This is a genomic window from Ramlibacter tataouinensis (assembly GCF_001580455.1).
Classification (GTDB): domain Bacteria; phylum Pseudomonadota; class Gammaproteobacteria; order Burkholderiales; family Burkholderiaceae_C; genus Ramlibacter; species Ramlibacter tataouinensis_B.
Map to the genome: position 1 here is coordinate 831,021 of NZ_CP010951.1, position 12,937 is coordinate 843,957.

The following is a 12,937-nucleotide window of genomic DNA, read 5'->3' on the forward strand; positions in this document are numbered from 1 at the left end:
TTCTTTCTGTGGGCGTCAGGGATAGAAGGCGAGCACGCGATAGCCGGCGATGCGCGAGGCGCTGCTGCCGGCCACTCCGAGCGCGAGCGTGGTGGACCACTCCGCACGCGGCAGGAGCGTGGTGGTGCTTCCCGCGAACTCGGCGGCGGTCAGCACCCGGCGCAGCACGGCCTGGTCCTGGCTGTCGGTGAGCGTGAGCTCCAGCGCGGGCATGGCGACTTCGGTGTCCGCGCGGTTCTTCAGCGTGATGTTCAGCCGGTAGGCATCGCCACGCAGCTTGTTGAACGATGAATTGTCGATGGCGACGGCCTCGATCCGGCGCGGCGGGCCGAGCTTGCACCCCGCCGCCTCGCACATCTTCTGCAGCCAGGGGCGCAGCGCCGGTTCGGCGGCAGCCAGCCGGTCACGTTCGTGCCAGGCGACCTGCAGCGCCAGCAGCGCGGCCAGCGCCAGCGCCAGCAGCAGCAGGCCGAAGCGCACCACGGGACGCCGCCAGAACGCCTTGCGCCGCGCCTGCCGCACGAAGGACAGGTCGTGCAGTTCTGGATCCTCCAGCGGGGTCGGCCGGCTCAGGCCGTGCGGACCGATATCGTGGCTCTCCATCGGGTCGGCGCGGCGCAGCGCGAATGGCCGGTCGCGCGGATCGGCCCGCAGGACCTGGGCCGCGTCGTCGAGTTCGCGCGAGTTCGCGAACCCTTCGATCTCGCTGTCATCGACCTGCGAGTGGATGGAGGTCGGGAAGTCGTCGTCGTGCGCCGCCGCTTCCGGCAGGGGCGTTGTCGCCGGGGCCGTGTCGTCCGGGACCGGATCGAAGATCGGCCCGTCGACCGGAGGTTTCGAGATCGTTGCGGCCGGCTGGGGCTGGGGCTCCGGCTCGGGCGCGGATGCCGGCGCTTGCGGCTCCGGCGCTTCGTTCAGGGCGGCCCCTGGCGCCGCCGGCCCGTGGACGGCGTCTTCATCCTGCAGGTTCCCCGTCGCGTCGAAGACCTCGGCGCAGTGACCGCAGCGCACCCAGCCGTCGGAAACCTTGAGCTGGTCGGCGACGACCTTGAACATCGTCCCGCAGGCAGGGCAGCGCGTGATCAGGCTCATGAGCCAGCGATTGTAGACAGCCCTCGCGGGCCTGCTTACCGGGATAAGCCGGGGGGCTGACGCTAGAGACGGGCCGTCATCAGCACCCAGCCGTCCTCACTGTCGCTGACTTCCAGCGCGGCGAACGGCGCGTAGGCTTCCTTCAGCTCGTCGGCCTGACGCTCGAGGATGCCGGCGAGCACCAGCGCGCCGCCGGGCGCGACATGCGCGCACAGCAGCGGCGCCAGCACCTTCAGGGGCATGGCCAGGATATTGGCGAGCACCAGCTCATAGTGGCCGGCGGCCTCGGCCGGCAGCCCGGCCCGCAGCTGCACGCCGTTGGCCTGGGCGTTGGCGACGGTCGCCTGCACCGCGGCCGGGTCAATATCCACGGCGTCGATCTCGGCGGCGCCGAAGCGCGCGGCCCCGATCGCTAGGATGCCTGAACCGCAGCCATAGTCGAGCACGCGCTTGCCGGCCGGCGGGTTGTTGGCGATCCAGCGCAGGCACATGCGGGTGGTGGGATGGGTGCCGGTGCCGAAAGCCAGGCCGGGGTCGAGCCGGATCAGCTGGCGCGCCTGGGCGGGCGGCTCATGCCAGGTTGGGACGATCCAGAACTCGGGGGTGATCGGCACCGGCGCGAACTGCGACTGCGTCAGGCGCACCCAGTCCTGGTCGGGCACCTGAGCGATGCCCTGGATCTCGCAGCCCTGGAAGAAATCCTGCGCGGCGAGGATGTCCCCCGCCTCGCTCGCGGCGGCTTCGGTGGCGAACAGCGCCAGCACGCGCGAGCGGCTCCAGCCCTCTTTGGGCGGGGGCAGGCCAGGTTCGCCGAACAGCGCGCGCTCCGCATCGGTCTGCGCATCGGCGTCCTCGACCGAGACGCTTAGCGCGTCCAGCGCGTCCAGCGCGTCGCTCACGGGCTCGACCCGTTCCTCGGGACACAACAGGCGCAGTTCAAACATGAAGTCGTCCCGGGACCCTTCCAGGGTCTATCGCTTGTGCTGCGACAGCCAGTCCTCGAGGTAATGGATGTTGGTGCCGCCGTCCATGAACTTGGCGTCCACCATCAGCTCGCGATGCAGCGCGATGTTGGTGTTGATGCCCTCGACCACGGTTTCCAGCAAGGCCGTGCGCATGCGCGCCAGCGCCTGCTCGCGCGTGTCCCCGTGCACGATGATCTTGCCGATCATCGAGTCGTAGTTGGGCGGCACGAAATAGTTGTTGTAGACGTGCGAGTCCACGCGCACGCCCGGCCCGCCCGGCGCGTGCCACAGCGTGATGCGCCCGGGGGACGGGACGAACTTGTACGGATCCTCGGCGTTGACGCGGCACTCGATGGCGTGGCCGCGCAACTGGATGTCGCGCTGGCTGAAGGGCAGCTTCTCGCCGGCGGCGACCATGATCTGCGTCTTGACGATGTCGACGCCGCTGATCAGCTCGGTCACCGGGTGCTCGACCTGGACGCGGGTGTTCATCTCGATGAAGTAGAACTCGCCGTCCTCGTACAGGAACTCGAAGGTGCCCGCGCCGCGGTAGCCGATACGCTTGCAGGCGGCGACGCAGCGCTCGCCGATCTTCTCGATCAGCTTGCGCGGGATGCCCGGCGCCGGCGCCTCCTCGATGATCTTCTGGTGGCGGCGCTGCATCGAGCAATCGCGCTCGCCCAGGTACACGGCGTTGCGGTGCTTGTCGGCCAGCACCTGGATCTCGATGTGGCGCGGGTTCTGGAGGAACTTCTCCATGTACACCGCCGGATTGCCGAAAGCGGCTCCGGCTTCGGCCTTGGTCATCTGCACCGCGTTGACCAGCGCCGCCTCGGTGTGCACCACGCGCATGCCGCGCCCGCCGCCGCCGCCGGCAGCCTTGATGATCACGGGGTAGCCGATCGACTTGGCGATGCGCTTGATCTGGACCGGATCGTCCGGCAGTTCGCCTTCGGAGCCGGGCACGCAAGGCACCCCTGCCTTGATCATGGCCTGCTTGGCCGACACCTTGTCGCCCATGATGCGGATCGATTCGGGCGTGGGACCGATGAACTGGAAGCCGCTCTTTTCCACCCGCTCGGCGAAATCGGCGTTCTCCGACAGGAAGCCGTAGCCGGGATGGATCGCCTCGGCGTCGGTCACCTCCGCTGCCGAAATGATCGCGGGCATGTTCAAGTAGCTTAGCGGCGACGGCGGCGGGCCAATGCACACCGCCTCCTCCGCGAGCTTGACGTACTTGGCCTCGCGGTCGGCCTCGGAATAGACCATCACGGCCTTGATCCCCAGTTCGCGGCAGGCGCGCTGGATCCTCAAGGCGATCTCGCCGCGGTTGGCGACCAGGATTTTCTTAAACATTGTTATCCCCGCGGCCTTCGGCCCGAACGCCGCAAGCGGCGGCAAGCTTCATGCTGAACATGGAGTGAGCGCGCCCTTACTCGATCACGAACAGGGGCTGCCCGAACTCCACGGCCTGGCCGTTCTCCACCAGGATCTGCGTGATCGTGCCGGTCTTGTCGGCTTCGATCTCGTTGAGGATCTTCATCGCCTCGATGATGCAGACGGTGTCGCCTTCCTTGATCGGGCTGCCGACGTCCACGAAAGGTTTGGCGCCCGGGCTGGCCGAGCGGTAGAAGGTGCCGACCATGGGGGACTTGACCGTGTGACCCACCGGGGCTGCGACGGCGGGTGCAGCGCCGGCCACCGGGGCGGCGGGCGCCGAAGCGAGCGCCATCGGCATCGCGGTCGCCGCCGGCACGGCCATCGGCGACAGCACTTGCTGCACCACGGTGCCGCCCTTGACGATGCGGACCTTTCCTTCGGCCTCGGTGATTTCCAGTTCAGAGACGTTCGATTCCGACACCAGGTCGATCAGCGTCTTGAGCTTGCGCAGGTCCATGTCTCCAGCCTCCGGCAGAAAGGTGGCGAATCTACAGCAAAATTCGCTTACTTTTGCTTTCTTCCGTCTTTTTTCTTGTATTTTTGAAATCTGCTTGACAAGGCAGATGGCGGCGACTACGGCTGAGCTGACGGGCGGCGGCTACTTCAATTGCGCCCACTGCGTCAGTTCACCCTGGCTGACGCGGCCCATTTTACGCCGCAGAACCTGCCCGCCGGCGCCGATCACCACGGTGAAGGGTAAGCCGCCGGCTTCATTGCCCAAGGTTTTTGCGAGCTCTGTGCCGCCCATCCCGGCCAGGGCGATGGGATAGCTGACGGGCGTGCGCTGCAGGAAATTGCGCACCGCGGTCGGCTGATCGATAGCCAATCCCAGCAATTGCCAGCCCTTTGCAGAACTTTCGCGGAAGAACGCATCGAGCATCGGCATTTCCTCCACGCAGGGCGGGCACCAGGTGGCCCAGAAGTTCAGGAGCAAGGGCTTGCCCCGGAGGGCCTGCATGGGCAGGGGCGATCCGGCGGGTGTGTCGAAGCTCATCCGCCAGAACGCCGGATCCAGGTCGGCGGGCGCGTCGGAACGACGATTGAGCAGGGCCACACCGGCCCCGGAAAGTGCCGCCGCCGCGCCCACCCCTGCGAACAGCAGCATGCGGCGGCGAGGATCGGAAGCAGTCGGAGCAGAAGTCATGGAGCCACATTTTCCAGCAAGCCGCGGACGGCGGCGATGTCGCCGCGGGGCGTGCGGCCGCGGGAATCGGGCTTCAGGGCGCCGCGCACGTCGTCGTGGTCATAGATCATGAGGTGCACGCCGATGGCCTCCCCGAGTTCCGGGCTGTGGCTGGAGAAGCTCAGCGCTTCGACGGGTTCGCCATTGAAGCCGTTGACGGTGCGCGGCTCGAAGTCCACGCGGTTGTCGATCAGCGCCATCTCGGTCGATTTCGGGTCGTCGCAGAAAAGCTGGATATAGATGTCGGACAGCCGGGTGGCCGTGCCGTGCCACACCGCCCCCCCGAGGTAGGGCCGGAACTCGCGCAGGCGCTCCATCCACACCAGCGCCAGCTTGCGCAGCGCCGCCAGCTCGACGGCCTGCGTGTCGGCGCAGAAGATGGCGATGTACTCGCGCACCGCGTCCTCCAGGGCCTCGTTGTCCGGCAAGGCGGTGCGGGCGTTCAGTCCCAGTTGCTTGACGGCGCGCCGCTTGGCCGGCCCGTATTCCAGGCCCTCTTCCACGACCAGGCGCGCCGCGGCGTGGGCGATCTCGGGCTTGCTGCTGTCCATCGGCGAATTCTGCATTGCCCGGCGTGGCCGGGACGCTTACAGTTTATTGCCGACACAGGAGACGAGTCATGAAGAGCACGATGATGGACGTGCCGCTGTCGCTCAACCATTTGCTGGAGCGCGCGGGCAGGCTGTTTGCGGGCAACGAGCTGGTGTCCCGGCTGCCGGACAAATCGCTGCGGCGCCAGAGCTACGGCGAGTTCCACCGCCGCGCGCGCGGGCTGGCCGCGGCCCTGCGCGACCTCGGCTTGCGCAAGGGCGACCGGGTGGCCACCCTGTGCTGGAACCACCACGCCCACCTCGAGTGCTACTTCGGCATTCCGGCCGCGGGCGGGGTGATGCACACCCTGAACCTGCGGCTGGCGCCCGACGAGATCGGCTGGATCGCCGGCAACGCGCAGGACCGCTTCCTGGTGGTGGACGACGTGCTGCTGCCCCTCTACAAGCAGTTCGCGCACCTGCACCGCTTCGAGAAAGTCATCGTGTTCCCCTTCTCCGGCGCCGCGGTGCCGGCGGAATTCAGCGACTACGAGGCCCTGCTGCAGGACGCCGACGCGGAGGGCTTCGAATACGCGCCGCACGACGAAGACGACCCGGTGGCCATGTGCTACACCTCGGGCACGACCGGCCGCCCCAAGGGCGTGGTGTATTCGCACCGCTCGACCATCCTGCACACGCTGGTGGCCAGCCTGGGGGATTTCTGGGGACTGCGCGGCACCGATGTCGTGCTGCCGGTCACCCCCATGTTCCACGCGAACAGTTGGGGCATGCCCTACGGCGCGGTGATGATGGGCGTGAAGCTGGTGTTTCCCGGGCCGCACCTGCACCCGGACGACCTGCTGGACCTGATGAAAATGGAGCCGCCCACCCTGGCGCTGGGCGTGCCCACCATCTGGATGAGCCTGATCCAGACCTACGACGCCGCGCAGGCCGAAGGCGCGCCGAATCGCGGCCGGTGGACGCTGCCGCACGGCATGCGTTCGCTGGTGGGCGGGGCGGCGGTGCCGGAGGCGCTGATCCGCGCCTTCGACAAGCACGGCATCTGGATCATGCAGGGCTGGGGCATGACCGAGACCTCGCCGGTGTGCACCGTCTCCTATCCGCGGGCCGAGATCCGCGACGCCAGCGACGACGAAAAGTACCGGCGGGCGGCGATGGCGGGCGTGCCGGTGCCGCTGGTGGACCTGCGCGTGTGGGGCGAGACCGGCGAACAGTCCTGGGACGGCAAGAGCGTCGGCGAGCTCCAGGTGCGCGGACCCTTCATCACCGGCAGCTACCACGAGGTGCCCGTCGAGCGCGACAAGTTCACTGCCGATGGCTGGCTGCGCACCGGCGACGTCGCCCACGTGGACACTCTCGGATTCGTGCGCATCACCGACCGCACCAAGGACCTGATCAAGTCGGGCGGCGAGTGGATCAGTTCGGTGGACCTGGAGAACGCGCTGATGGCGCATCCGGCGGTGGCCGAAGCCGCCGTCATCGCCATCCCCGACGAGAAATGGAGCGAGCGGCCGCTGGCCTGCGTGGTCCTCAAACCGGGCCGGCAGGCGCAGAAGGAAGAATTCGACGCCCACCTGCTGGCACACAGCTTCGCCAAGTGGCAGCTGCCCGAGCGCTACGAGTTCATCGACGCCGTGCCGCGCACGTCGACCGGCAAGTTCTGGAAGATGAAGCTGCGCGAGCGTTTTCCGAAGTAGCTTCAGGCCAACGCGAGTCGGATTTACCGCACGGGTCGCACGAGCGTGCGGCCCGATAATGCCGGGCTATGCACATTCATATCCTCGGCATCTGCGGCACCTTCATGGGCGGCCTCGCCGCCCTGGCCCGCGAAGCCGGCCACAAGGTCACCGGTTGCGATGCCGGCGTGTACCCGCCCATGAGCGACCAGCTGCGGGCCCTGGGTATAGACCTGATCGAAGGCTGGAGCCCGGACCAGCTGGCCCTGAAGCCCGACGTCTGGGTCGTGGGCAACGTGGTTTCGCGCGCGCGGCAGGCCGACGGGGCCCCGCGCTATCCGCTGATGGAGGCGATCCTCGAATCCGGCCAGCGCTACACCAGCGGGCCGCAGTGGCTGTCCGAGCACGTGCTGCAGGGCCGGCATGTGCTGGCGGTGGCCGGCACCCACGGCAAGACCACCACCAGCTCGATGCTCGCCTGGATCCTGGAGAGCGCCGGCCTGGCGCCGGGTTTCCTGATCGGCGGCGTGCCGGGCAATTTCGGCATTTCGGCACGCCTTGGCAAAGGCAAGCACTTCGTGATCGAAGCCGACGAATACGACACCGCCTTCTTCGACAAGCGCAGCAAGTTCGTGCACTACCGCCCGCGCACCGCGGTGCTGAACAACCTCGAGTTCGACCACGCCGACATCTTCGACGATCTCGCCGACATCGAGCGCCAGTTCCACCACCTGTTGCGCACCGTGCCGGCCAGCGGCCGCGTCGTGGTCAATGGCCTGGAGGAGAGCCTGGCGCGGGTGCTGCACGCGGGCTGCTGGAGCGAGGTGCGCAGCTTCGGCACGGCCGCCAGCGACTTCACCGCCGTCGGCGAGCCTGATCGATTCGACGTGCTGCTGCAAGGCGCCAAGGTCGGGCGCGTGGCTTGGGACATGACCGGGGTCCACAGCCAGCTCAATGCGCTGGCCGCGATCGCCGCCGCCGAGCATGTTGGGGTCGCGCCCGAAGCTGCTGCCCGCATCCTCGCGAACTTCCACAGCGTCAAGCGGCGCATGGAGGTGCGCGGCCAGGCCGGCGGCGTCACCGTGTACGACGACTTCGCGCACCACCCCACCGCCATCCGCACCACCGTCGACGGCCTGCGGCGCAAGGTGGGCGCGGCTCGCATCCTGGCGGTGTTCGAGCCGCGCAGCAACACCATGAAGCTGGGCGCGATGAAGTCGCAGCTGCCCTGGAGCCTGGAACAGGCGGACCTGGCCTTCTGCCACTCGGGCGGACTGGACTGGGACGCTGCCGAAGCGCTGTCGCCCATGGGCCCGCGGGCCCAGGTGCTGCGCACCATCGACGAGATCGTCGAGACGGTGGCTGCCGCGGCGCGGCCGGGCGACCATGTGCTGTGCATGAGCAACGGCGGCTTCGGCGACGTGCACGCCAAGCTGCTGCGCCGCCTGGGCGCCCGCTAGCCAAACCAGCCCGCCCGCCTGCCCCGGCCGCTACCCCGCCTGCGGGCGGCGCGCCAGGACGGGCACCGTGTCTGCGCCCAGCTCCAGCATCACCGGGGTGGTGAGGCCGGCATCCTGCCGCTGGTGCGGGACCACCCGCAGCACCGGGTCATCCGCCGCGAGCCGGCCTATGCTGTCCGGATTGCGTTGCGCGGTCGTGATCGCATTGGCGAAGTAAAGACAGGCCAGGTCGCGCTCCAGGCGCTGCCGCGGCCAGGCCGTCCGCACCTCCAGTTCGTCCAGCGTCAAGCCGCCCGTGGCCAGCTCGTTCAGGATCTGAAGCTGCGAGTCGCGAAGCATGCGCAAGGGCACCCGCGGCACCCGCCGGTAGTGGATGGTGCGATGGCGGTACCGCGAAGGCAGCAGGTTGCGCTCGCTGTGCCGCGCATACATCCACGCCAGTTCGGCCGGCGTCGTGGGCGCGAAGCTTTCGGGCAGGTCGTGCGCGCCGGTGGGGCGCCGGCTCCAGCGCGCCTCCCACAAGGCCACCGGATGCGCCCGAGGCATGAACGCCGCCCTGCGCTGCTCGAAGTCGATCACCGCCAGCAGGCGGTTTTCGTGACTGACGTGGTACACGCCGCCATCGAACTGCTCGCCGGCCTCGACGATGCGCGCCCCCAGCACGAACTGAGCGCGCGCCTGCCGGAGCCAGGCGTCGAACTGCAGCAGGGTCTGCTCGATGCTGAGCGGCGATCGCGGGTCGAACTGGCGGTGCGACCCGGGTTCGGCCAGCGCCAGCGGCGTGGCGAAAGCCACCGGGCGGTCGACCGCTGCCAGGTCCAGGCGCAGCGCCTTTTCGTTGGGCAGTCCCGGTGCGATCCGCAGCATGCCGTCCGGCATCAGCCGCACGCGCGCGCCGTTGATCCACCAGGCATCGGCCTCCGCGAAGGCGCCAAAGCGCCAGCGGGGCCTGCCGGCACGCGAGGCGAGCCTGGACTCAAGCTCTTTTTTTTCTCCCGGAGCGAAGCCCGACAGCCCGAGCCCGAACACCGGCTGTTCGTGGTGGGACACGCTCCCGTGTTGCAACGGATTCAACTTCTGCACCCCCCTCTGACTGACGGTTGAGACGCACTTGGCAAACTGCCATGGCGCGCCAGCCGCGTCAATGACGGCGCTCAAGATCGCCGGACGAGGGGCTCCGGGACGCGAATCAGCGGGAGCGCCGCGCCTTCACCGCCTGCGACAGCGTGTCCAGCACCTGCATCGAGCTGTCCCAGCCGATGCAGGCGTCGGTGATGCTCTTGCCGTATTCCAGCCGGCGGGGGTCGTCCTTGCCCGGCGTGAACTTCTGGGCGCCGGCATGCAGGTGGCTTTCCACCATCACGCCGAACACGCTGCGCGAACCGCCGGCGATCTGCTGCGCAATGTCGCCGGCCACGTCCACCTGCCTTTCGTGCTGCTTGCTGCTGTTGGCATGGCTGCAGTCGACCATGAGCACCGGCGGCAGCTTGGCGGCCTCGAGGTCGCGGCAGGCGGTGCCCACGCTGGCGGCGTCGTAGTTGGGGGCCTTGCCGCCGCGCAGGATCACGTGGCAGTCGCGGTTGCCGTTGGTCTGCACGATCGCGACCTGCCCGTTCTTGTGCACCGACAGGAAGTGATGCCCGCGCGCGGCCGCCTGGATGGCGTCGGTGGCGATGCGGATGTTGCCGTCGGTGCCGTTCTTGAAGCCGATCGGCGCCGACAGGCCCGAGGCCAGCTCGCGGTGCACCTGGCTCTCGGTGGTGCGCGCGCCGATCGCGCCCCAGGCGATCAGGTCGCCGATGTATTGTGGCGAGATCACGTCGAGGAACTCGCTGCCGGCCGGCAGGCCGATGCGGTTGATCTCAATCAGCAGCTGGCGCGCGATGCGCAGGCCCTCGTCGATGCGGAAGCTCTCGTCGAGGTAGGGGTCGTTGATCAGGCCCTTCCAGCCGACCGTGGTGCGCGGCTTCTCGAAATAGACGCGCATCACGACTTCCAGCGTGCCGTGGTAGCGGTCGCGCGCTTCCTTGAGGCGGCGCGCGTAGTCCAGCGCCGCCGCCGGGTCGTGGATCGAGCACGGGCCGATCACCACCAGCAGCCGGTCGTCCTTGCCGGCCATGATGTTGTGGATCGCGCGGCGCGTGCCGCTGATGAGGGATTCGACCGCCGTGCCCCGGATGGGGAAGAAGCGGATCAGGTGTTCAGGCGGAGGCAGCACGGTGATGTCCTTGATGCGCTGGTCGTCGGTTTCGCTGGTCTTGTCGACGGGGTGCGCATACCAGGCATCGCTGGCGAGGGCGGGCTTCGGATTCATGTCGTCTGTCTCTCCTGGAAGCAAGGGGTGGGGCAAAAAAAAAACCGCCGGGGGTTCCGGCGGTTCTTTGGGAGTTCTTTCGCGTTTTCTTCAGGTACGCTCAGCTCTCTCGACCGCCGGGGCGTGAGATCCAAAAGTAGCCAAAAAAATACGCGCGCAGTGCATGCATGAGGCGCAATGTAGCACAGTCGGCGGCCATCGCGATGACGGGGCCGTCAGCGGCCCGGTTTCCACCACTGGACGGCACGGTCCAACATCGGCTCGGTGGGCGCGTCCAGCTTGGATTCGACCGGCTCGCCGGACAAGAGCCACTGGTCGTACATGTCGATCAGCAGCATGCCCTCACCCAGGGTTCGCCACGCGACCAGCTCGAAATCCTCGGCGCAGATCGGCAGGTCCCGGCTGCGGGGACCGCCATCGAGCAGCCACTGCCCGATCAGGACCCGGAAGTTGTTCAGCGACTGCAGGTACACGGCGTATTCGTAGAGGCCGCGCCAGGTCATTCCCAGGTTGACCACCAGGTTGCGATGGCCACGCAACACGGTGAGCAGGTCCACCAGCTGGGGCGCGATCCTGTCGCGCTCGCGGGTGATGCGAAAGGCCGCGATGATCGCCTCGACGCGCACCGCGAGCTGTCCCATGCTTTCGGAGAACTGGCGGCTTTCCTCGTCGGCGACGGCGCTGCGCAGGAAGTTGCTGAGGTCGCCGAAGCTGTGGATGCTGGGCAGGTTGGTGGTGGGATCGATCCGAATCCGGGAGTTCGCCACCTGCCTGATCCCCGCAACCGTCAGGCCGTGCCGCCGACGGTCAGGCCGTCGATGCGCAGGGTTGGCTGGCCCACGCCCACCGGCACGCTCTGGCCCTCCTTGCCGCAGGTGCCCACGCCGCTGTCGAGCCGCATGTCGTTGCCGATCATGGTCACGCGCGTCAGCGCGTCGGGACCGTTGCCGACAATGGTGGCGCCCTTGACGGGGTACTGGATCTTGCCGTTCTCGACCCAGAAGGCCTCGCTGGCCGAGAACACGAACTTGCCGGAGGTGATGTCGACCTGGCCGCCGCCGAAGTTGGTGGCGTACAGGCCCTTCTTCATGCTGGCGACGATCTCGTCGGGCGACTTGTCGCCACCCAGCATGTAGGTGTTGGTCATGCGCGGCATGGGAATGTGCGCATAGCTCTCGCGCCGGCCATTGCCGGTGGGTGCCACGCCCATCAGCCGGGCATTGAGCGCGTCCTGCATGTAGCAGCGCAGGATGCCGTCCTCGATCAGCACCGTGCGCTGGGTCGCGTTGCCTTCGTCGTCCACGTTGAGCGAGCCGCGGCGGTCCGCGATCGTGCCGTCGTCCAGCACCGTGACGCCCTTGGCTGCCACCCGCTTGCCCACGCGACCGGAAAAGGCGCTGGAGCCCTTGCGGTTGAAGTCGCCCTCGAGGCCGTGGCCGATCGCCTCGTGCAGCAGCACGCCGGGCCAGCCCGGCCCGAGCACCACCGTCATCTCGCCGGCGGGCGCCGGACGCGACTCGAGGTTGGTCAGCGCCGCGTTGACGGCGTCGTTCACGTACTCCTGGATGCGCTCCTCGTCGAACCAGGCCAGCCCGAAGCGGCCGCCGCCACCGCCGCTGCCCATCTCGCGCCGGCCGTTCTGCTCGGCGATCACGGTGACCGACAGGCGCACCAGCGGGCGGATGTCGGCCGCCAGCGTGCCGTCGGCACGCGCCACCATCACCACGTCGTACTCGCTGGCCAGCCCCGCCATGACCTGGACGATACGCGGGTCCTTGGCGCGTGCCATCCGCTCCGCGTGTTCCAGCAGCCGGACCTTGGCCGTGCTGTCCAGCGTGGCGATGGGATCGATCGCCTGGTAGAGCGATCGGCCGCCGGCGATCTTCTTCTCGCCGACCCGGGCGCGGCCCTGGCCGTCGGCAGCCGCGATGCTGCGCACGGTGCGGGCGGCATCCAGCAGGGAGGCTTCGGAGATGTCGTCGGAATAGGCGAACGCCGTCTTCTCGCCGCTGACCGCGCGCACCCCGACGCCCTGGTCGATGCTGAAGCTGCCGGTCTTGACGATGCCCTCCTCCAGGCTCCAGCCTTCGCTGCGCGTGTACTGGAAGTAGAGGTCGGCGTCGTCCACCTTGTGGGTGGCGATCTCGGCCAGGGCACGCGACAGATGAGTCTGGTTCAGGCCGAAAGGCTCGAGCAGCAAGCGCTCCGCCGTGGCCAGACGCTCGAGGGTGGGTTCGCGGGAAATCATTGAAACAT

The 12,937-nt window shown here is 68.2% G+C and carries 12 protein-coding genes; 2 read left to right on the forward strand and 10 right to left on the reverse strand.

Annotated elements, in window-relative coordinates:
- Positions 1–15: 15 nt before the first annotated feature.
- The 6 genes from UC35_RS04095 to UC35_RS04120 form a co-directional block, all read right to left on the reverse strand.
- A complete protein-coding gene (locus UC35_RS04095; RefSeq protein WP_061496444.1) occupies positions 16–1,092 on the reverse strand; it encodes a DUF3426 domain-containing protein in 1,077 nt (358 codons plus the stop codon).
- A gap of 62 nt (positions 1,093–1,154) precedes the next feature.
- Complete coding sequence (prmA, locus tag UC35_RS04100) at positions 1,155–2,036, reverse strand: 50S ribosomal protein L11 methyltransferase (RefSeq protein WP_061496446.1); 882 nt, start codon at positions 2,034–2,036, stop codon at positions 1,155–1,157.
- A 27-nt stretch (positions 2,037–2,063) separates the two neighbouring features.
- Positions 2,064–3,413, reverse strand: a complete 1,350-nt coding sequence (accC, locus tag UC35_RS04105) for an acetyl-CoA carboxylase biotin carboxylase subunit (RefSeq protein WP_061496449.1) — start codon at positions 3,411–3,413, stop codon at positions 2,064–2,066.
- A 76-nt stretch (positions 3,414–3,489) separates the two neighbouring features.
- Positions 3,490–3,954, reverse strand: a complete 465-nt coding sequence (gene accB, locus UC35_RS04110; RefSeq protein ID WP_061496451.1) for an acetyl-CoA carboxylase biotin carboxyl carrier protein — start codon at positions 3,952–3,954, stop codon at positions 3,490–3,492.
- Between the two features lie 141 nt (positions 3,955–4,095).
- Complete coding sequence (locus tag UC35_RS04115; RefSeq protein WP_061496453.1) at positions 4,096–4,641, reverse strand: TlpA family protein disulfide reductase; 546 nt, start codon at positions 4,639–4,641, stop codon at positions 4,096–4,098.
- On the reverse strand, positions 4,638–5,231 hold the full coding sequence (locus UC35_RS04120) for a hypothetical protein (protein WP_061496455.1): 594 nt from the start codon (positions 5,229–5,231) through the stop codon (positions 4,638–4,640). The genes UC35_RS04115 and UC35_RS04120 overlap by 4 nt, the downstream gene beginning before the upstream one ends.
- Before the next feature lie 68 nt (positions 5,232–5,299).
- Between UC35_RS04120 and UC35_RS04125 the strand changes: the two genes are divergently transcribed.
- Complete coding sequence (locus UC35_RS04125; RefSeq protein ID WP_061496457.1) at positions 5,300–6,928, forward strand: long-chain fatty acid--CoA ligase; 1,629 nt, start codon at positions 5,300–5,302, stop codon at positions 6,926–6,928.
- A gap of 68 nt (positions 6,929–6,996) precedes the next feature.
- Positions 6,997–8,367, forward strand: a complete 1,371-nt coding sequence (gene mpl / locus UC35_RS04130; RefSeq protein WP_061496459.1) for a UDP-N-acetylmuramate:L-alanyl-gamma-D-glutamyl-meso-diaminopimelate ligase — start codon at positions 6,997–6,999, stop codon at positions 8,365–8,367.
- 30 nt (positions 8,368–8,397) lie between these two features.
- Here the strand turns inward: mpl and UC35_RS04135 are convergent, their stop codons facing one another.
- From UC35_RS04135 to tldD, 4 genes are all read right to left on the reverse strand, one after another.
- Positions 8,398–9,417: a hypothetical protein gene (locus tag UC35_RS04135; protein WP_061496461.1), complete on the reverse strand. Its 1,020-nt coding sequence runs from the start codon at positions 9,415–9,417 to the stop codon at positions 8,398–8,400.
- 139 nt (positions 9,418–9,556) lie between these two features.
- Positions 9,557–10,681, reverse strand: a complete 1,125-nt coding sequence (locus tag UC35_RS04140; protein WP_061496463.1) for a 3-deoxy-7-phosphoheptulonate synthase — start codon at positions 10,679–10,681, stop codon at positions 9,557–9,559.
- Between the two features lie 215 nt (positions 10,682–10,896).
- Positions 10,897–11,448 carry a hypothetical protein gene (locus UC35_RS04145; protein ID WP_061496465.1) on the reverse strand — a complete coding sequence of 184 codons (552 nt, stop codon included), beginning with the start codon at positions 11,446–11,448 and terminating at the stop codon, positions 10,897–10,899.
- 20 nt (positions 11,449–11,468) lie between these two features.
- Positions 11,469–12,929: a metalloprotease TldD gene (gene tldD / locus UC35_RS04150; protein WP_061496467.1), complete on the reverse strand. Its 1,461-nt coding sequence runs from the start codon at positions 12,927–12,929 to the stop codon at positions 11,469–11,471.
- Positions 12,930–12,937: the final 8 nt, after the last annotated feature.